This is a genomic window from Deltaproteobacteria bacterium, from assembly GCA_029210625.1.
In the GTDB taxonomy this organism is placed as follows: domain Bacteria; phylum Myxococcota; class Myxococcia; order SLRQ01; family SLRQ01; genus JARGFU01.
Genome location: JARGFU010000007.1, coordinates 132,892 through 152,825, shown reverse-complemented (window position 1 = coordinate 152,825; position 19,934 = coordinate 132,892). Strand labels below are relative to the sequence as shown.

Below are 19,934 nucleotides of genomic sequence, written 5' to 3'. Positions count from 1 at the left end.
CCTGACACGGGAGCGCGCCGGTGGAATACTGCGCGCCATGCGCTGCGCCGCCACCGGGAGCTGCCTCACCCTCCTGCTGCTCCTCTCGGCCGCTTGCCCGGCGACGCCCGAGGCGCCCCGGGGGGTGAAGCCGGCCGCCGCGGGGGCGACGAAGCTGGCCGAGACCCTCTGCATCTCCGACGAGCGCTTCCGCCTGGGGGAGACGGCGGCCGAGGCCGAGCAGCGCGCCTGGCACCTCGATCGCTTCGAGGAGCTCGCGGTCGGCACGCTGCGCCACGATCTGCGCTGGCGCCTGCACGAGCCGGCCGAGGGGGAGCTGCACTGGGAGCCCTTCGACGCGGGCATCGCCGAGATCGCGTCCCGGGGCCTCGAGATGATCGGCATCCTCGACTACGGCGTCGCCTGGGCCTCCAGCCAGACCGACACCGACAGCGCCTTCCCCCCCGACGATCCGGCCGACTTCGCCGCCTACGCCGGCCGGATGGCCGCGCGCTACGGCGACCGGGTCCGCACCCTCGAGATCTGGAACGAGCAGAACTCGGGCTTCCGCTTCTGGAAGCCGCAGGAGGATCCGGCGGCCTACGCCGAGCTGCTCCACCAGGCCGCCGCGGCGGTGCGCGGCGAGCGCCCGGAGGCCCGCGTCGTCTACGGGGGTCTCTTCTTCCACGAGCAGGTGATCACCGGGGCCCTGCCCTTCCTCCAGGCGCACCTCGAGGCTCACCCCCACGCCGGCGAGGACTTCGACGCCTTCGCCTTCCACCCCTACCCCCTCTACCCGCCGACCGCGCCGCCCGAGGGCGCCGACGAGGGGCAGGTGCCGGTGGACGAGATGGTCGAGGGCGTGCAGGGGGTGCTCGACGAGCACGGCCTCGAGCACCCGCTGGTGGTCACGGAGTTCGGGTGGCCGGTCTACGGGGAGGTCAGCGGCGAGCTGCAGGCCGCCTACCTCGCCCGGGAGACCCTCTGGCTGCTGGCCTCGGGCGTCGAGCTGGCCTGCTGGTTCACGATGATCGACGGCCGCTTCACCGGCACCTTCCCGCCCGAGGACGACTTCGGCCTCTTCGCCTGGGACCCGACCACCGGCGAGGTCGGTGACGCCAAGCCCGCCTGGCACGCGATGAACACCCTTTCCCACGAGCTGGGCGGCCTCGCCTTCGTCGAGTGGATCGACGACGCCCTGGGGCTGGGCAACGGCGCCCACGCCCTCCTCCTCGCCGACGAGACGGGCACGACCTGGGCCCACGCCCTCTGGTCCCTCGACGACCGCTTCGCCGGAGAGGTGGTGGTGCCGGTGGTGGAGGGCGCGAGCCTCCGGGCGGTGAACGCCCTCGGGGTGGAGGTCCCCTTCGAGCGGGTGGCGGGCGGAGCCCGCGTCGCCTACGGCGCCCTGCCCGTCTACCTGCTCGGCGAGCTTCCCTGACGGCGGCGGGCCAGGAGCAGCAGGCCGAGCAGGAGGGCCAGCCCGGGGTGGCTCGCGCGATCGCTCTCGCAGCCGCAGCCCCGGTAGTCGTAGTAGTGCCGGGCCTCGACCGGGAGCGGCAGCCTCGCCTCGCTCGCGGAGTCGGTCTCGTTCGTCACCGGCTCCCGCCAGCTCGTCGAGAGCTCGACGCCCACCGCCTCCTGACCGACCACCCGCAGCTCGACCTCGAAGCTCAGGGTCTCGCCGGCGGGCAGCTCGCCCACCAGGAAGGAGCCGTCGGCCTCGTGGCTCGCGCCGCGCACGGCCTTCACCTCCAGGCCGCTCCAGACCGGCGTCACCGTCAGCCCGTCGAGCTCCGCGCCGTAGGCCGACTCCAGCTGGGCCTCGAGCAGGACGGCGTCGCCGACCACGGCCACCTCGCGATCGAAGGCGAAGGTTCGCAGCACGGCCTCCGGAGGCAGGGTGAAGGTCACGAGCGAGGGCGCCAGATACCCCACGCCGTCGACCCGGGCCTCGAAGCCGGCGACGCCGGCCGCCGGGCTGCTGACCTCCCAGCGCGCCACGCCGTCCTCGCTGCCGCCGAGGTCGTCGCCGGTCCGGCCGGCCGAGGCCAGCACCGCCGCGCTCGCGCCGAGGGACACCGGAGGCGAGCCCTCTCTCACCGCCAGGGAGGCGCTGCGATCGAAGGCCGGGTTCCCGCAGACGTCGAGGGCGCCGAGCACCAGCTCGGCCCGGGTGGACCCGTCCGCGGCGAGGCTGCTCGGCGTCGCCACCAGGGTGATGGCCGCCGGGTCGACCGCCGGGCAGGCGAAGTCGACGAGGGGCTGCTCGTCGAGGAGCACCCCGCCCACCCGCAGGGGGACGGCCTGGACGCCGCAGCGCTCGGAGCCCACCTCGACCTCGTAGAGGGGCGCGCCGCCGGGGCCGGTGAGCTCGCGCACCGCGCCCGCCACCAGGTGCGGCGGGCTCACGTCCACGGTCACCTCCTGGCCGGCGGGCAGGGGCGCGCCGCCCTGGTCCCGCGGATCGACGTGGAGCCGGGCCCACTCCCCCTGGCTCGCGCAGGCGCGCACGCCGGTGGTCTCGACGGTGACCGCCGAGCCGGGGTCGAGGGGCAGGCAGGTGGCGTCGATCGAGGCGCTGCCCGAGAGCACCACGCCGTTGACCCGGGCGGTGATCTCGGCGGCGGCGGCCGGGCACTCGCCCACCGCCGTACGGAAGGCCGCCTGGTAGGTGCCGTCGCCGAGGTCCACCACGGGCTCGAGGGCGCCGTAGCTGGCGAAGAGCTCGACGAGCTGGCCCCGCCCCAGGGAGACCCCGCAGTCGTCGTGGGGCGCCACCGTGAGGGTGACCTGGCCGCTGCCGGCGAAGACCTCGCTGCCCGAGGCCTGGAGGGTCGAGGCCATCGGATCGGCGGCGCCCACCCCGAAGCTCACCCCGAGGACGGGCTCGGTGGTGGGATCGGCCGGGAGGCTCCCGCCGGTGAGGCGAAGCACCTCGAGGGCGTCGGCGGTGTCGAGGCTGACGGTGAGCGTGGCCTGGCCGCTGGCGTCGGTGTCGCCGGTGACCTCGCTGCCGCCAGCGCTCGCCCCGGCGAGGGAGGTCACCAGGATGACCGGCGCCCCGGAGGCGGCGCGGACCCCCATCCGCAGGGTGGCCACCTCCGGCGCGGCGTTGCCGAAGGCGTCGACCACCTGGATCGTGATCGTCTCGCTCTCGCAGGCCTCGGCGAGGCCGTCGTCCGCGGCGAGGAGGACCCCGCTGGCCGCCGCCGGCACGAAGGTCAGCTCGGCGCTCTCGTGGGGGACCACCTCGGGCAGGGCGCCGCCGGGGTCGACGGCCGTGACGACGGTGACCGTCACCGTCTCCGCCCGCTCTCCGGAGAGCTCGACCCGGGCCGCGCCGGCGGTGACGCTGACCGTCTCGGTGGCGGTCCCGGAGGAGACGAAGTGGGCCTCGCCGTCGACCGCGAGCTCGAGGGTGGCGTCGACCGCCACCGCGTTGCCGAGGAAGTCGAGGAGGCGCAGCTCGACGCCGAGGGTGGTCCCCGCCGCCGTGCTGGTGGCGTCCGGCAGCAGGGCCACGTGGTCCGCCGCGTCCGAGCCGAAGAGGAGCGCGTGGCAGGTCTCGCCGCCCGGGAGGGTTCCCCCGGCGCAGACCCGGGCGCTGGTCGCCGCGGTGGAGAGGACGTCCACGCGGGCGCCGCCGCTCGCGTCGGTGTCCCCGGCCAGGGTGCGCCCCGGCGGGATCGCGCCGTCGAGGGTGGTGCTGGCGATCACCACCGCCGTGCTGTCGCGGACCTCGACGGTGAGGGGCAGGACCTCGGGCCGGTCGTTGCCGAAGGCGTCGACCAGCTGGAGGCCCAGGGGGACGAGCTGCAGCACGTCGGCGCTCGCCGCGCCGGTGATCGCCACCCGGTGCGCCGGCGCCGGGTTCACCAGCACGCTCTGCTGTCCCGTGATGCTGCCGTCGCTGGCCTCCACGACCTGGGTGCCCGCCGTGCGCAGGATCAGGGGATCCCCCTGGTCGCCGATCAGGGCCGAGCCGCCCTCGACGCCGGTGAAGGTCTCGTCCCCCGGCAGCGAGGCCAGGGGATCGCCGCTCACCGAGAAGGTGACGGTGCCGGCGTAGGTGGGCACCACGTTCTCGTAGGCGTCGCGGGCCTCGAGGGCGAAGCCCAGCGGGGTGCCGGCCTCGGTCGTGCTCTGCAGGGCGACGAAGACGAGGCGAGCGGCCGCCGCCGGAGTGACGGTCTGCTGCTGCGCGGTGGGCGCGAGGCCCGCGGCGGCGAAGCTCAGGGTCGGGCTGCCGGCCACGACGTCCAGGAAGTGGAGGTCGAGGGAGACGCTTCCCGCGGTGATCGCCGGCGCGCTCAGGGGGACCGTGCAGGCCGCGTCGGCGAAGAGAGCCAGCGTGGGCGAGTCAGCGGTGATCGCCAGCGGGAGGTCGGCGCCGACGGTGGGGTTGCGGCCGTCGAAGGTCTCGGCCCGGACGGTCACCGCTGGAGAGCAGGTGCCGGCCACGACGCTGCGGGGCGGGGAGACCATCCCCAGCGCCACCGGGATGTCGGAGGAGAGGACACTCACCTGCCCGCTCGCCGGGGTGAAGCCCGCGGCGGCGGCCGCGAGATCGACGGTGACCTCGGTCTGGCCCACCAGGTAGAGGGTCGTGCGATCCCGCGCCTCCAGGATCGTCAGGCTCGAGCCCAGGGCCGCGGTGCAGCCCGGATCGGCGTAGAAGAGCACCGCGCCCGCCGGGGTCGCGCTGAGGCTCAAGACGGTGTCCGCGGCGAGCAGGGAGGCGTTGCCGTTGGCGTCCTCGGTGCGCAGCTCCACGGGACCCGCGCAGCTCCCCACCGGGGAGGTCGCCGGCAGACCGACGAAGCGCAGCGCGCTCGGGAGGGCCGGCGCGACGGCGTGGGTCTGCTCGGCCCCCCGGAGCCCCGGTGCGTAGAGGCGGAGGCGCAGGTCTCCCGCGGTGGTCGCCCGGACGTGGAAGGTGCCGCCCGTGGCGCCGGCCGCCAGCTCGAGCTGACTGAGGGGCTGGGTGCAGGCCGCGTCCGCGAAGAGGCCGGTCTCGGAGGGCTGATCGCTCTCCGGGATCACGACGAGCGCCTCGACGAGGGTGGTCGGGCCGGTGGCGTCCCGCACCTCGAAGGTGATGGCCGGGGAGCAGCTCCCGGCGACCAGCGCGTGAGGCGCGGAGGTGAAGCCCAGGGCGAGGGGCTCGTCGCTCCGGTCGTTCACCCGCACGAGGAGGACCTCGCTGGCGATCCCCCCCACGTGGACCCGGGCCTCGTACCAGCCCGGCAGGAGATCGGCCGGCAGGGAGGCCACCGCGCGGGTGGCGCCTTCGGAGCGGGTCAGGAGGAAGCGGCGCCCCACGCCCGGGCCCATCAGGCTGACCACCGGGTGATCGTTGCCCGAGAAGACGCCCGGGGCGGCGCCCGCCCCGGGGTGGGCGCCACGCAGCCCCGTGCCCTCGAGGATCAGATCGCCGCCGATGACGCCGGCGGCCGCCAGCGTGGGGGTGGGCCTGCGGCCGCTGGTCCGGCCGGGGAAGTCGGAGAGGTGGAGCGTGCCGGCCAGCGGCAGGCCGCTCGCGTCCAGGCCGCCGAGCAGCTCGATCCCGGAGCGCCGCCCGGGGATGGCCACGGCGCGGCTCCGCGCCCCGCCCAGCGCCGCGGTCGCGGTCCAGGCCTTCTCCGCGGGCGACCACACCTCGGCGTCGGCCAGGGTCGTGGTGCCGTCGAAGCCCCCCGCCACGAGCACCCGGCCGTCGGGCAGGAGCGCCGCGGCGTGGTCCACCCGGGCGGAGCTCATGGTGCCGGCGCTGCTCCAGGTGGCGGTGACCGGATCGAAGAGCTCGGCGGTGGCCAGGGGCGAGCTGGCGTCGGTGCCCCCGACCACCAGCACCTCGCCGGTGACCAGCAGGAGGGCCGCGTGGCGGGCCCGGGGCGCGGCGAGATCCCCGGCCGGGCTCCAGGTGCCGGTGGCGGGATCGTAGAGCTCGGTGCTGCGCAGGTGCCCCACGTCGTCGAGGCCGCCCACCGCGAGCACCCGCCCGTCCCGCAGGAGGGTGAGGGTGTGGCGGTAGCGGGCGCTCCCCTGCGCGCCGCTGGCGGTCCAGAGATCGCTCGCGGCGTCGTAGCGCTCGGTGCTGGACAGGGCGGCGCCACCCGCACCCTGACCCCCGGCCACCAGCACGGAGCGATCCGGCAGCGTCACCTGCGCGTGGGCCTCTCGGGCGACCGCGAGGGGGCTGACCCCGCTCCAGACCGCGCCGCCGGCCGTGAGCCGCTCGACCGAGGCCAGGGCGCCGCCGGCGTCCCGCCCGCCGGTGACCAGCGCGCTGCCGTCGAAGGTCAGGCTGGCGGCGTGCCGGTCCCGGGCCTGGACGAGCGATCCCAGGTGGCTCCAGCTACCGTCCGCCTCCTGGACGAAGGAGGCGTCCGTCGCGGCCGCCCCCGCGCCGCGGCCGCCCACCAGCAGCGCTCGCCCGTCGGGCAGGCGCAGCGCCACCGCCCCCTCCACGGCGGCCGGCAGCGCCCCTCCCGAGGTGGCGTCCCCTACCCGGGCGGTGAGGAGCGCGGCGCGCAGCCGCGCGGGGACGGGATCGGGCCCCAGGAGCAGCACCCGGCCGTCGGGCAGCAGCACCGGAACCTGAATGGTCGCCGTCCAGGGCTTCGGTCCCAGCGACACCCAGCTCCAGGTCGCCTCGTCCAGGGTGTAGAGCTCCTCGGCGGTCTGGCTCCCCAGCGCAGCACCACTCCGCCAGAGGTCCAGGACGCGGTCGTCGGGGAGCAACACCGTCGCATGGGAGGGGGCCATGTCCGGGACCCCCGCGCCGGTCATCGTCTCGGCGACCGGATCGTAGATCAGGGGCGGGTCCTGCGAGGGCAGCAGGGCTCGTCCATCGGCGAGGAGGATCGCGGAGCTGGCGCTCAAGATCGCGGTGGGCCCCTCGGCGCTCCGGGACCAGAGCTCCGTCGCCGGATCGAAGACCTCTCCCCAGGCGTCCGAGGAGGTGTAGCCGCCGGCGACCAGCACCCGGCCGTCCAGCAGCCGGGTGAGCCCGTGCCACTGCCGCGCCGTCTCCAGCGGGAGCGACCCGGACCAGCTGTCCGTGCCCGGATCGAAGAGCGCGCTGGAGGCGATGGGGGACTGGGCGGCGCCGATGCCGTACTTCCCCCCCACGGCGAGGGCCCGGCCGTCGTTCAGGAGCACCGTGGCGGAGTCGACCCGCGGTCGCCAGCCGGTCGCCAGGGACCAGCTCCCGTCCTCCGGAGCCCAGAGCTCGTCGGTGTTCAGCCAGGCCCCGCTGCCGGTCTCCATCCCGCCGGTCAGGAGCACCCGGCCGTCCGGGAGGAGGATCGCGTCGTGGTTCCACCGCCGGTAGGTCGGCGACAGCAGGGTCCACTCCCCGGTGTCCGGATCGAGCAGGCCCGGGGTGGGGCCGAAGATCATCACCCGGCCGTCGGCCAGCCCGGTCGCCGTGAAGCTGCGGGCCGTGTTGGACACGGAGAAGGGAGCGTTCGGCAGATCGGACCACTCCAGGGCGGCCTGGGCCGCGGCGGGAAGCGGAGCGAGGAGCGCCAGGAGTGCGGCGAGGAGGTGGGAGCGACGAGAGGCGATCACAGGCTGACTCCGAAGCCGGCCCCGAAGACGAAGGCGTTGGGGTCGAAGAGCTCGGGCGACTCCTGGACGAGGAAGCGCTCGAAGGCGAGCTCGGTCAGGGCGTAGAAGCGGCTGCCCAGGGCGAAGCGGGCCCCGAAGGCGGCCCGCAGGGCCAGGTCCGGGATGGCCAGGACCACGCCGCCCGCGGCGAAGGGCTGGATCCGGGAGGCCGGCCGGAACTGGTAGCGCCCCTGGAGCCGCAGCACGAAGGGCCGCTCGACCCCGCCGGGCGCGAGCCCGCTGGAGGGCACCCAGAGGAGGGTCACCTCGCCCGCGGCGCGCTGGGTGCCCAGGGAGAAGGTGAGGCCGGGGATGGGACGCAGGTCGGCGGCGGCCAGGAGATCCCCGTCGAGGCGCAGCCCGAGATCCATGATCAGGCGGGTGCTCGCCCCGGCGGCGAGGCGGTTCCTCGCCTCGGCCTCGGGGTCGGCGTCCACCAGCTCCAGCAGGAGCGAGCGGACCTGATCGAGGAGCTTCTCCAGGGTGCCCGCCCCCTCGACCCGGCGGCCCGCCCGCAGGATGACCTTGGCGTCGTCCACGTCGAGGAGGGAGAGGTTGAGGATCACCGACTCGCCGAGCCGGGCCAGGGTGCCGGTGAGCGCGCGATCGGTGCCGAGGGCGCCGGCGATCTCGGCGATGCAGCTGGCCTCCCCGCAGCCCATGAGCTGCTTCTTCGACTCGAGATCGAGGAGGGCCTGGATCTCGCTCTGCCCCATGACCCGGTAGGCGCCGATGGCCACCAGATCGGTCTGGATGTAGTCGGCCACCGCCTTGGTCTGGTCCTCCTCGACGCCCGCGCCGGCGGTCATCCCGAGGAAGCCCAGCGAGGGCAGCGGCGCCTCTTCCTCCCCCTTCACCGCCTCGGCGAGGGCGCTCGCCGGCAGAGCCAGGAGCACGCAGAGAACGAACAGGCCCGCACGAGGCCCCCTGAAACCACCCGTCCAATCACCCATCGGCCCTATCTATCGGGTCGAGGACCGATCGGTCGAGACGGAGAGTCGCCGGAGCCCCTCGTCGATGCTGATCCGCGGCGAATAGCCCAGATCCCGGCGGATCGCGCTCAGATCGAACCAGTGGGCGGTGGTCAGCTCCTTCACCAGGAAGCGGGTCATCCGCGGCTCGGAGGCGATCCCGAAGGTCTTCCAGATCCCCTCCACCACCGAGCCGGCCGCGTAGGCCAGGCCCCGGGGGACCCTCTTCTCGATGGGCGGCGCGCCCGCGGCCACGGCGATGGCGTTGATGAGCTGCCAGGTGGGCCGCGGCTCGCCGTTACTCACGAAGTAGACCCTGCCGTTGAGCTCGGGGCCGAGCTTCTCGGCCGCCAGCAGGTGCGCGTCGACCACGTTGTCGATGTAGGTGCTGTCGACCAGCTTGGTGTCGTCGCCGATCTGCCGCAGCTGCCCCGCCCGCGCCCGCTCGACGATGCGAGGGACGAAGTGGGGATCCCCCGGCCCCCAGACCGAGTGGGGCCGCAGGGAGACGGTCATCAGCCCCTCGCTGGCCGCCGCGCGGACCTCGCGCTCGGAGATGGCCTTGGTCTCGGGATAGGGCGAGGGATAGCGCTCGGGGTAGGGCTGCGACTCGTCGATGCCCTCGAGGTCACCGCCGTCGAAGACCACGCTGGGCGAGGAGGTGAAGACCAGCCTGCGCACGCCGTGGCGCCGGCAGGCGTCGAGGACGTTGCGGGTGCCCAGGACGTTGGCGCGGTGGAAGTCCTCGGCCGCGCCCCAGACCCCGGCCTTGGCGCCGACGTGGAAGACCAGCTCGCAGCCCTCCACCGCCCGCGCCACCGCCTCGGGATCTCCGAGGTCGCCCCGGTGCTGCTCGACGCCGAGCCGGGCCAGCTCCGGGTAGTCGCCCCGCGAGAAGGTGCGGACGGCCTCGCCGGCCTCCGCCAGGCGCCGGGCCAGGCCGCCGCCGATGAAGCCACCGCCGCCGGTGACCAGGACCCTCAAGGCGCGACCTCCTGAGCCCAGAGGGCGAGCTTCTCCCGGAAGATCTTCGCGTTGTGGCGCACGTCCACCGGGAAGCCCGGGTGGAAGAGGAAGCGCTCGATCTTTCGGGTGTGCGCGCGCCACGCGCCCAGCCGGCGCAGCTCGGCGGTGATCCGCGCGTGCTGCCCGCGGCCGATCCCCGGCTCGAGCTCGACGCAGATCACCGGCTGCCGCGCGCCCTCGCGCTCGATGCCGACCAGGGCCGTGCGGCGCACCGCGGGGTGGGTGTCGAAGACCCGCTCGCAGGGCACGGTGAAGAGCGTGCCCCCGGGGAGCACGACCCGGTGGGCCTTGCGGCCCTGGAACCAGAGCCGCCCCTCCTCGTCGAGGCGGCCGAGGTCGCCCATCCGGTGCCAGATCGGGTAGCGCGATTCGCGCGCGCCGTCGCTGATCTTCGCCAGCGCCGTGGACTCCGGGCGCCCGTGGTAGGCGTGGGTGACGGTGGGGCCGCGCACCACGATCTCGCCGATCTCGCCCGCCGGCAGCTCCAGCTCGTCGCTCCAGCGCTCGATGGGGCCGTCGTCGATGCGGATGATCTTCAGCTCGTTGCCCTCGGCGGGCCGCCCGACGCAGACCCCGGCGCCCTCCCCCGTCGCCTCGAGGGTGGCCTGCAGCTCGTCGGAGCCGATGGAGCAGACCGGCAGGACCTCGGTCGCGCCGTAGGGGGTGAAGACCTGGGCGCCCTCGGAGAGCAGCCCCTGCATCCGGGCCAGCACCTCGCCGCGGACGGGGGCGCCGGCCGAGAGCACGCGCTTCAGGGTCGGCAGCTTCAACCCCAGGCGCTCGCCGTGGCGGGAGAGGCGATCCACCAGCGCCGGAGAGCCGAACATGTTGGTGCAGCCGAAGTCCTCGATGGCCGCGACCAGCTTCTCGGGATCGGCCGAGCCCGGCTTCGAGGCGTCCATCTCCGGGACGATGGCGCTCATCCCCAGCGCCGGACCGAAGAGGGCGAAGAGGGGGAAGGTGGCCAGATCCATCTCGCCGGGCCGGATGCCGTAGAGGCTGCGGAGCATCTCGACCTGAGCGGCGAAGACCTCGTGGCGGTAGACGGCGCCCTTGGGGACACCGGTGCTGCCGCTGGTGAAGAGGATCGCCGCGGTCTCGGAGGGCTCCACGTCGGCGACCTGATGGGGAAGGGCCCGCCCGGCGGCCCGCACCTGCTCCAGGGTCTTGCCGCCCCAGAAGAGGCGGGGCCCGACGGTGACGAGGCGGTCGGCGCCGGGGGCCCAGCCGAAGAGGGTCCGCGCGAGGTGGGCCTTGGTCGTGCCGATGAAGGCGCGGGGCTCGGCCTCCTCCAGGCACTTCTTCAGGGAGGGCAGGCCCATGCCCGGATCGACCAGCACCGGCACCGCGCCGATCTTGAAGAGGGCGAAGGTGAGGGTGAAGAACTCCAGGCTGGGCGGGACCATCAGCACCACCCGCTGCCCCCGCGAGAGGCCCACGGCCTGCAGCCCCCAGGCCAGCCGGTCGCACTCGTCGTCTAGCTCGGCGAAGGTCAGCCGATCGTAGCGGCGCGAGCCGTCCACCGCCCGGCCGCGGGCCACCGCCACCGCCACCCGCTCCGGCTGGATGGCCGCCATCCGCGGCAGGTGGCTGGCGACGTTGGGGCTGGGGAACTTCGGGAACTTGAGGATGCGGACGTTCACGAGGTGGCCTCCTGCACTGCCGGCGCGCCGGCCCCGAAGAACTCCCTCACGCCCGCGACGATGGCCTCGCGCCGGTCCTCGAGGACGTAGTGGCCCGCCGCCTCGAAGCGGTGGACCTCGGCGCGGGGGAAGCGGCGCTCCCACTCGGCCAGGTAGTCGCCGTCGAAGACGAAGTCCCGCATCCCCCAGTAGATCCGCATCGGCTTCTCCAGCAGCGCCGGCAGGCGCGCCTCGACCTCGGTCACCGTGTCGTAGGAGGGGTGCGAGCGCTTCAGCGGGATGTCCTCGACGAAGCGCAGCACCGCCAGGCGGTCCTGCCAGGAGCCGTAGGGGGCGAGGTAGGCCTCCCGGGTCTCGGCGTCGAGGGTCGTCTCGGTGACGCAGGAGCGCACGGCCCCGCGGGCGAAGGCGTTGAAGCCCCGCACCAGCAGGCCGCCGAAGGGGGTCTCCCGCACCAGCTTCAGCTGCCAGGGGATGGCCTTGCCCGCCGGCCGGTGGAAGGCGGCGGTGTTGAGCACGACCAGCCGCTCCACCCGCTCGGGGTGGCGGGTGGCCCAGCCGCTGCCGATCATCCCACCCCAGTCGTGGACGACGAGCTTCACCGGCCGCAGGGGCTCGAGCTGCTCCATCAGCGCCTCGAGGTCGGCGATGCGCGCCTCGAGGGTGAAGGGGTACTCGCCCTCGGCCGGCTTGTCCGAGAGCCCGCAGCCGAGGTGGTCGGGCACGATCACCCGGTGGCTCTCGCGCAGGGCGAGCACCAGGTGCCGGTAGTAGTAGGACCAGGTCGGGTTACCGTGGACCATCAGCACCGGCGGCGCGTCCTTCGGCCCCTCGTCGAGGTAGTGGAGGCGGCCGCCGGGGCGGGGAAGGAAGTTCGACTCGAAGGGGTAGTCTCTCACCACTCGATCCCCAGCATGGTGCAGTTGAGGCCGGAGCCGATGCCCAGGAAGGCCACCCGCTGACCGGGGGCGAGGAAGCCCCGCCGCTCGGCGAGGGCCGCCGCCGCGGGCAGGGCGACGGTGCCCATGTTCCCGAGGTGCCCGTAGGTGGCGAAGTCCTTCTCGGGCGGGATCTCCAGGGTCTTGAGGATCTGCGCCTGGTGCGCCGCGCCCACCTGGTGGCAGATGACCCGGTCGATGGCCTCCTGGGTCCAGGAGAGCTCGGCCAGGAAGTCGCGGAAGGTCTCCCGCCCGAGGGCCACCCCGTGCTCGAGCACCTTCACCGAGTCGGTGCGCATGTAGGGGCGGTAGGTCTCGGCGTCGATCTTCTCCACGCCCCAGCGGCAGAGCAGGTGGTGCTCCGGCGCGTTGCGGTTCACGCCGCCGACCAGCCGCCGCCGCTTCGGCGCGAAGGAGCCGTCGGTGACGATCACCGCGATGGCGCCCGAGCCGCCGGTGAGGGTCGCCAGTCCGAGCCGGAAGGCGTCGAGAGACTTCTCGACCTCACCGGGGACGACGAGGTCGGGGTCCTCCTGCGCCAGCATCGCGGAGATCATCTCGTCGACGATCTCCCGGGCGGACTCGCAGGAGACCACCATCCCGGCGCGGATCTGGCCGAGCTCGATCCGGTTGGCCAGGTCGAGGATGCCGTTGAGCACGCCGAGGCAGGCGTTGGAGAGGTCGTAGACCATCGCCCGGGGGTGCACGCCGATCTCGGCGGCGACGTGGGTGGCGGTCGCCGGCTCGTACTCGTCCCGGCAGACGCCGGCGAAGATCAGGGCCCCGAGGTCCTCCGGGCTCACCGGCGAGTCGGCCAGCGCCCGGCGGGCGGCCTTGATGGCGCCCTCGCTGACCTTCGTGCCCGGCGCCCAGAAGCGGCGCTCGCGGATGCCGGTGAGGGCCTCGACCTGCCCGGGCTGGATGTGGAGGCGCCGGAAGGCCGGCGCCAGGCGGTCCTCCAGCTCGGCGGTGCTCACCACCATCGGCGCCAGCTCGAAGGCCAGGGTGTCGAGGAAGACCCGCTCGTACCTCATGGGGTCTCCTCGGGATCGCAGCGGAGGGCGAAGTCCTTCATCTCGTAGATCAGGCGGCCGTCCACCGCCAGGAAGCCGTCGGCCTTCATGGTTCGGGTGGTGTCGTCGATCGCCGTCGGCACGGTCTGGACGATGACCTTCTGGTCGGCGGGGATGACCTGGCCGCGGTAGCTCCAGCGGTGATCCGCGCCGAGCACGGGCGTGAAGCGGCGGGCGCCCCAGCGCTCGGCCCCGGCGGCCATCAGGAGCTGGAGGAAGGCCTCGATGCCCAGCGAGCCGGGCCAGACCGGGTCCTGGTAGAAGTGCGCCTGGAAGAACCACTCGGCGGGATCGATGGTCTTGCTCCCCTGCACCCCGCCGTGCCCGTGGGGGCCGCCCTCGCGGGAGAGGTGATCGACGGCGTCCATCATCCGCAGCATCCCGACCGGCAGGCCCGGCCCGTCGAGCGCGGACGAGGCGGCGGCGGGGAGCGCCGAGAGATCGTGGAGCGACTTGCCGCGCAGCCCGACCTGGTTGGCGAGGGCCGCGCCGGTGAAGAAGCCGAAGTAGGTGGTGCCGGTGTAGACCGGCCCCTGGGCATCGAGCACCTCGAAGGCGAAGTGCTGGATGATCGTGTCCCCCGACTTCGAGAGATCGGTGAGGCGGGTGCGGGTGTAGAGCAGCCCGGTCTCGGCGGTGACGAGCCGGTGGTGGCGGGCCTCGCCGCCGAGGTTGCGGAAGTGCAGGTCGGTCGCGCTCTGCAGCGCCGAGCCCACGTAGGCCGCCAGCCAGCCGCAGGGCTGCAGGGCGATCTCCAGGAGCACCGCGAAGGGCAGGGTGGGTTGGCGGCCGTCGCGGAAGTACCAGGCCGCCGGATCCACCGCGACCTCGGCGTCGACCTCGGCGCCCTTCTCGAAGACGAAGGGCGCCCCCTTCACCCGGGTGACCCGGTCCATGAAGAGGTAGGGGTCGCGGGGCAGGCGGGCGATGCGGCGCTCCTCGTCGAAGATCCGGTAGGGCTCGCCGAAGCCCTCGGAGGGGCGGCCCTCGGCGTAGGCGCGGATCTGCTCGGGTCCGTAGAGGGTCGCCGGCTCGGCCGGGTGGGCGCCCCAGAGCGCCACTAGGGCGTCCCGGTCGAGGCCGGTGGCCTGCAGCGACATATCGACGATCTCCACGATGGGCCGGCCGTCGGCGTACATGATCACGTCGGCCAGGGCGTGGGGCGGGCGGCCGGGCTCGACGGCGAGCTCCTTCACCTGCACCTCGTAGGTGGCCTCGCGGGTGCTGGCGACGACCTGCCCCCGGCACTTGAGCACGCTCTGCACGCCGGGCACCGGCTCGAAGACCACCGCGCCCTGCTCGCCCACCCAGCCCTTGCGCATCAGGAAGACCCGCAGGGCCTGCAGGGCGCTCTCGTACATCAGGGTGCCGGGCATCACCTGGTCGTCCACGAAGTGGCAGGTGAGGAACCAGTCGTCGGGGTGGATGGCGCGGGTGGCGACGATCCGGCCGCGCCCGTACCACCCACCGGACTCGTCGGCCTCGGTGATGGCGTCGACCAGGCGCAGCTTACCGCCGGGCAGCCGGGTCGGCGCGCGCAGGCCGAGGGAGGCGAAGGCGCCGCCGAAGGCGGCCCCGAGGTCGCCCCGCTCGAGGGCGTCGAGGGCGGCCCCGTCCCAGGCCTCGCCCCGGATCGGAGGCGCGGCGGCGGGCAGCTCGGGGGCCGGCCGGGGCCGGCGCTGCTCCAGGTCCAGGCGGGAGGCCTTCAGCCCCTCGCCCGCCGCGAGGGCGGCGTCGGTGAAGAAGCCCGCGAGGCCGTCGCGCATCGTCAGGACCGGCTCGCCCTCGATGGTCGAGTCGTACTCGAAGCGGAAGAACCAGCTGCCCGCCTGCTGGAAGAACTCGAGGATGCGGATGTCGTGGAGGATCGTCTCGCCGGAGCGCGGAAGGCCCCGGTGGAAGGTCACCTTGGCGTCGAGGAGGCGATAGACCGCCTCTCCCCTCGTCTCGCTGTCGATGCCCAGCCAGCCCGAGAGGAAGAGGTCGGCCTGCCCCGACTCGACGCAGACCCCGGTGGGGATCCGGCCGGCGTCGAGGTACCAGCGCCCCGGGTGGACGGTGTGCTCGGTGAGCACCCTCCCCGGCCGCATCGAGTTCGGCTCACCCTCGATGAGGGGGATCCGATCGACCAGCATCAGGGGTCCCTCAGGGAGGCGGACCCGGGTGGGGTGGGCGTCGACGTGGGCGAAGCGGGCGCCGAGGACCTCGCCGATCTTGCCGACGGCGAACTGGATGCACTGATCGTGATCGAGGCTGCGGGGGACCTCGCTCGAGAGCGGGTGCGGAGCCCGGGGAGAGGGCTGCTCCGGCTCGACCCGGGAGAGACCGTGGACGTGTTCGTGTACGTGTACGTGTACGTCCCCGGATCCGGCGAGCTGGGCGAAGCCCTGGCCGAGGGCCTGGAGGTTCGCCTGACTGCTCGCGAGGAAGAAGCGGTGGGCCTCCGCCCGGCGCGCCGCCGCGTCGGCGAGGGCGGCGAGCATGGGATCCATCGGCGCGGCCGGCCACGGGGCCGGGGACGCCATCGGGACCGGGGGCGGTGGCGCGGGCTCGACGGGAACGACCGTGCGCGTGCGGGTGCTCGTGCGCGTGCGCGGCAGGGGCTCGTCCGTCGCCATCGGAATCTCCGTGACGATCGGAGTCCTCGCCCTTTCCGTCCCCGTCTCCGTCCCCGTCTTCTCCCTTGCGATCGGCCCCAGACCCACCTTCAGGGTCATCCCCGGGCGCTCGTCCTTCACCGGCGGCGCGCTCCGCCCCTCGAAGAGGGGAGAGAGATCCAGCGGCACGCGGTGCACGTGGAGCAGGGCCAGCGCCCGCAGCAGGGTCCGCTCGGGATCCTGGCCGGCGACGTGGAGCGCCACCGCGGCGTGCGGCCGATCCGCGAGGGTGCGGGAGATCATCCGGGTGCAGGAGCCCCCCGGTCCGATCTCCAGGAAGAGCCGCGCCCCTCCGGCGTGGGCGCTCTCCACCGTGGCGGCGAAGTCGATGCCCTCGAGAGCCTGGGCCAGGATGGCGTCCGCGGCGCTCTCGCGATCGACGCGGTAGGGCTCGCCCCGGGCGCCGCTGTAGAAGGTCACGCCCTCGGGCGGCGTCGTCGGCAGGAGGTGCAGGTCACGGTAGGCCGATCCCACCGGCTGCACCACCGGACAGTGGACGGTGGTCACGCCCTCGACGGGGTGGAGCTCGAGGCCCTCCCGGCCGGCGAAGGCCGCGACGGCCCGGGCCTCACCGCCGATCACGCACTCCTCGGGGGTGTTGACGATGAGGAGGAAGACCCGCTCCTCGTCCACGAGGCGCAGCTTGAGGGAGAGGGGGTCGCGCTGCACGACGGCCATCGCCCACTCGAGGGGCTCGCGCTCGCCGAGGAGCTCGCGGGCCGCGAGGTTCGCGCCGCAGAGCTGGTCGACGAAGAGCGGGGTCTCCCGCATCCGCCGGGCCATCTCGGCGCGGTCGGTCCAGGCCCCGAGGGAGAAGAGGGCGGCGGTCTCTCCCAGGCTGTAGCCCAGGGCGTGGCGGGGGCGCAGCCCGAAGCCCTCGACCAGCCGGGTCAGGGCGATCCCGAGGGCGACCTGCGCGCGGATCAGCCCCGCCGGATCGGCGTTCATCCCGGCCAGCTCGGTCTGCCAGGAGAGGCGGGGCTGCAGCTGCCCCTTGATCCCGCCGGCCTTCGCCGCGTCCTCGCCCGCGGCGGGCTCGAGGAGGTGGGGCCAGCGCAGCCCGGCCCAGCGGCCCATCCCCGGGAAGTGGTTGCCCGAGCCCGGGTAGACGAAGGCGAGGGCCTCGGGGTCGCCGCCCAGGGGGGAGAAGGTGCAGGTGATCCGCCCGCGGCTGCCGAGCATCAGCTCGCTCTCGAGGGCGGCCTCGCTGCGCGAGGGATCCTCGAGGACGGCGAGGGCCAGGGTGGCCAGGCCGTGCCCCTCCTCGCCGTCGCGGGCCACCAGCGCCAGCCCGAAGCGCCCGGGCTCGGCCTGCTGGCGGGCCGCGGCGCGGCGCGCGACCTCGAGGAGCGGCTCCCGGGAGAGCTCGCCGGCCAGGGAGCGCAGGGCCGCCGCGAGGGAGGGCCGGTCGTCGGCGGAGAGGAGCAGGAGGGTCTCCCGGGCCAGCGTCGCGGGGCGCGGCTCGAGGGTGGGCGAGCGGCGCTCGCCCTCGCGCAGCAGGACGTGGACGACCTTGCCGTCCACCGAGTGCGCGCTGATCGCGGCGCGGCGGGGAGGCCCCTGCGCGTCGCGGAGCCAGGGCCGGGCCGCGCCCTCGGCGTCGGCCGGGAGGATGCGGTGGTGCAGGGAGAGGACGGCGCGCAGCAGGCCGGCCATGCCGGAGGCGGCGCCGCTCTCCCCGACCCGCTCGCTCGCCCGGACGAGGGTCAGCGCGTCGCCCTCGCGATCCCGGCCCTCCTCCAGCCAGCCGATCAGCTCCTGCCGGGCGCGGGTGGGCACCCCCCCGCGGACCAGCTCGAGGAGGTCGACGGGGAGCGCCTCGTCCCCCGCGGCGTCGGCGCGCGCCCGCCGGGCCGCGCGCAGGAAGGTCTCGGGCTCGGGGCTGCCCTCCAGGAGCCCGCCCCCGCTGGCGCTGCCCACGCCCTCGATGACGGCGAGCACCTCCTCGCCGGCGGCCAGCGCGTCCTCGAGGCGGCGCAGCACGACGGCCCCCGCGCCCTCCCCCACCACCGCGGGCTCCTGCCCCGGCAGCGGCAGGGCCTGCACGCGCACGTCGCCGGCGAGGTCCACGGCGCCGGCCAGCGCGCGATCGATCTCCCCTCGCTGCAGCGCGCGCACGGCGAGCTCCAGCGCGGAGAGGGCGCTGCTCTCCTCGCTGGAGAGGACGAAGCAGGGGCCGCCCAGCCCGAACTCGCGGGCGATGCGGCTGGCGACGATCCCGCCCAGCGCCCCCATCGTCCGATCCGGCGTCAGCGGAGGCCCGACGCGCGCCGCGGCCTCGGCGCCCTGCTCGAGGGCCACCCACCGGGCGTGGTAGGTGGTCGTGTTCAGATCGAGGCCGATGCCGAGGTAGGCGCCGGTCGTGAGGCCCTCCTCCCCCGGGCCGCCCGCCTGCGCGAGCGCCTCGGCCGCAGCCACCAGCATCAGCAGCTGCTGCGGCAGCATCTCCTTGAGCTCGGTGGGCGGGATGCGGAAGGCGCCGAAGGCCACCTCGATGGCCTCGAGGTAGTGACCGGGTCGATCGAGCCCCTCGTCCGCCCAGGCGTGCGGGCCGGGCGCCGGCGGCTCGCCGGGGGTCGCGAGCCCCAGGAGGCGCTCGGTCAGCGCCTCGCGGCCGGCCCAGGGACCGAAGCGGCCCCCCAGCCCGACGATGGCGACGGCCGGGCGCGCCCGGGGGGCGGGGGCCGGCGCGACGAGGCCGGCGGCGGGGCCGTCTTCGGCCCTCCACTCCTCCAGGAGGAGGTGGGCGTTGGTGCCGCCGAAGCCGAAGCCGCTCACCGCCGCGCGGCGGGCGCCGCCGCCGATGGGCGCGGCCCAGGGCTCGGCCCGGCGCAGCACCTCGAAGGGGCTGTCGGCGAGATCGGCGAGGCCCTCCTCGAAGTTCGCGGTGGGCGGCAGGGTGCGGTGCTCGAGGGCCTGCAGGGCCTTCATCATCCCGGCGGCGCCGGCGCCGGTGAGGAGGTGGCCGACGTTCGACTTCACCGAGCCGATGATGCAGCGGCGCGCGTCTCCCCCGGCGTCCTCCCAGAGGGCGCGCAGGGAGCGCAGCTCGGTGGCGTCGCCCACCGGGGTGCCGGTGGCGTGGCACTCGATGAGCTCGACGCTGGAGGGCGACCAGCCCGCCTGGCGGTACGCCGCCCGCATCGCGCGCAGCTGCCCCTCGCTGCTCGGCGAGAGGAGCTTGCCGTCGGTGTCGTTGGAGAGCCCCACCCCGCGGATGAGCCCGCGGATGCGGTCACCGGCGCGCAGCGCGTCCTCGAGGCGCTTGAGCACGAAGACGCCGGCGCCCTCCCCCATCACCAGGCCGTTGCCCCGGCGATCGAAGGGCGCGCAGCGGCCGTCGGGCGAGAGGGCCCGCAGCTGGGAGAAGCCCATGTGGGTGTAGAGGGAGTCGGGGCGGCCGATGCCGCCGGCGAGGACGGCGTCGGCGCGGCGCGACCAGAGGCGCTCGCAGGCGAGGGCCACGGCGAAGAGCGAGGAGGCGCAGGCGGCGTCGAGGGCCAGCTGATCGCCGCCGAGCCCGAGGGCCCGGGCGATGAGGCCGGCGGGGAGGCCCACCACGAAGCGGTTGAGGGGGTGGACGCTCGGGCGCCGCTTTCCGCCGAGGACCTCCACGGCCAGGCGGGAGGTGGTCTCGGTGGGCAGGGCGATGTTGCCGAGCACCACGTCGACCCGCTGCGGGTCGAGGTCCTCGCGCCGGCAGTCGAGCCAGGCGTCCCGGGCGGCGGCGAGGCCGATCCGGAACATCGGGTCGAGGCCCGGCAGCAGCTCGACGAGCTCGTCGGAGAGCGCGAGGCCCTCGAGCTCGAGGTGCTCGTCCTCGAGGAAGCAGGCCCGCGCCGAGGTGACCCGGTCGGGCTGCGCGCCCTCCTCCGTGGCCAGCGCGCGCGCGGGAGGGATCACCCAGCGCCCGGCGGGCACCTCGCGCACGGCCGAGCGCCCCGCGCGCACGAGCTCCCAGAACGCCGCGACGTCCCTCGCATCCGGGAAGCGGCCGCCGAGCCCGACGACCGCGATGGGATCCACCCGC

At 74.7% G+C, this 19,934-nt stretch carries 8 protein-coding genes; 1 reads left to right on the top strand and 7 read right to left on the bottom strand.

Annotation, left to right across the window (positions count from 1 at the left end):
* The first annotated feature begins 37 nt into the window (after positions 1-37).
* Complete coding sequence (locus P1V51_08500; protein MDF1563069.1) at positions 38-1,420, top strand: hypothetical protein; 1,383 nt, start codon at positions 38-40, stop codon at positions 1,418-1,420.
* Here P1V51_08500 and P1V51_08495 read toward each other — a convergent pair.
* From P1V51_08495 to P1V51_08465, 7 genes are all read right to left on the bottom strand, one after another.
* Positions 1,396-7,557 carry a kelch repeat-containing protein gene (locus P1V51_08495; protein ID MDF1563068.1) on the bottom strand — a complete coding sequence of 2,054 codons (6,162 nt, stop codon included), beginning with the start codon at positions 7,555-7,557 and terminating at the stop codon, positions 1,396-1,398. The two genes, P1V51_08500 and P1V51_08495, sit on opposite strands and share 25 nt — an antisense overlap.
* Positions 7,554-8,492, bottom strand: a complete 939-nt coding sequence (locus P1V51_08490) for a hypothetical protein (GenBank protein MDF1563067.1) — start codon at positions 8,490-8,492, stop codon at positions 7,554-7,556. Before P1V51_08490 ends, P1V51_08495 begins: the two co-directional genes overlap by 4 nt.
* Before the next feature lie 66 nt (positions 8,493-8,558).
* Positions 8,559-9,551, bottom strand: a complete 993-nt coding sequence (locus tag P1V51_08485; GenBank protein MDF1563066.1) for an NAD-dependent epimerase/dehydratase family protein — start codon at positions 9,549-9,551, stop codon at positions 8,559-8,561.
* Positions 9,548-11,236, bottom strand: a complete 1,689-nt coding sequence (locus tag P1V51_08480; protein MDF1563065.1) for a fatty acid CoA ligase family protein — start codon at positions 11,234-11,236, stop codon at positions 9,548-9,550. Before P1V51_08480 ends, P1V51_08485 begins: the two co-directional genes overlap by 4 nt.
* Positions 11,233-12,138: an alpha/beta fold hydrolase gene (locus tag P1V51_08475; GenBank protein MDF1563064.1), complete on the bottom strand. Its 906-nt coding sequence runs from the start codon at positions 12,136-12,138 to the stop codon at positions 11,233-11,235. The genes P1V51_08480 and P1V51_08475 overlap by 4 nt, the downstream gene beginning before the upstream one ends.
* A complete protein-coding gene (locus P1V51_08470; GenBank protein ID MDF1563063.1) occupies positions 12,132-13,208 on the bottom strand; it encodes a 3-oxoacyl-ACP synthase III in 1,077 nt (358 codons plus the stop codon). The genes P1V51_08475 and P1V51_08470 overlap by 7 nt, the downstream gene beginning before the upstream one ends.
* The gene (locus P1V51_08465; protein MDF1563062.1) at positions 13,205-19,930 is read right to left on the bottom strand and encodes a beta-ketoacyl synthase N-terminal-like domain-containing protein; all 6,726 of its coding nucleotides are present in this window, start codon (positions 19,928-19,930) and stop codon (positions 13,205-13,207) included. Before P1V51_08465 ends, P1V51_08470 begins: the two co-directional genes overlap by 4 nt.
* Positions 19,931-19,934 lie beyond the last annotated feature (4 nt).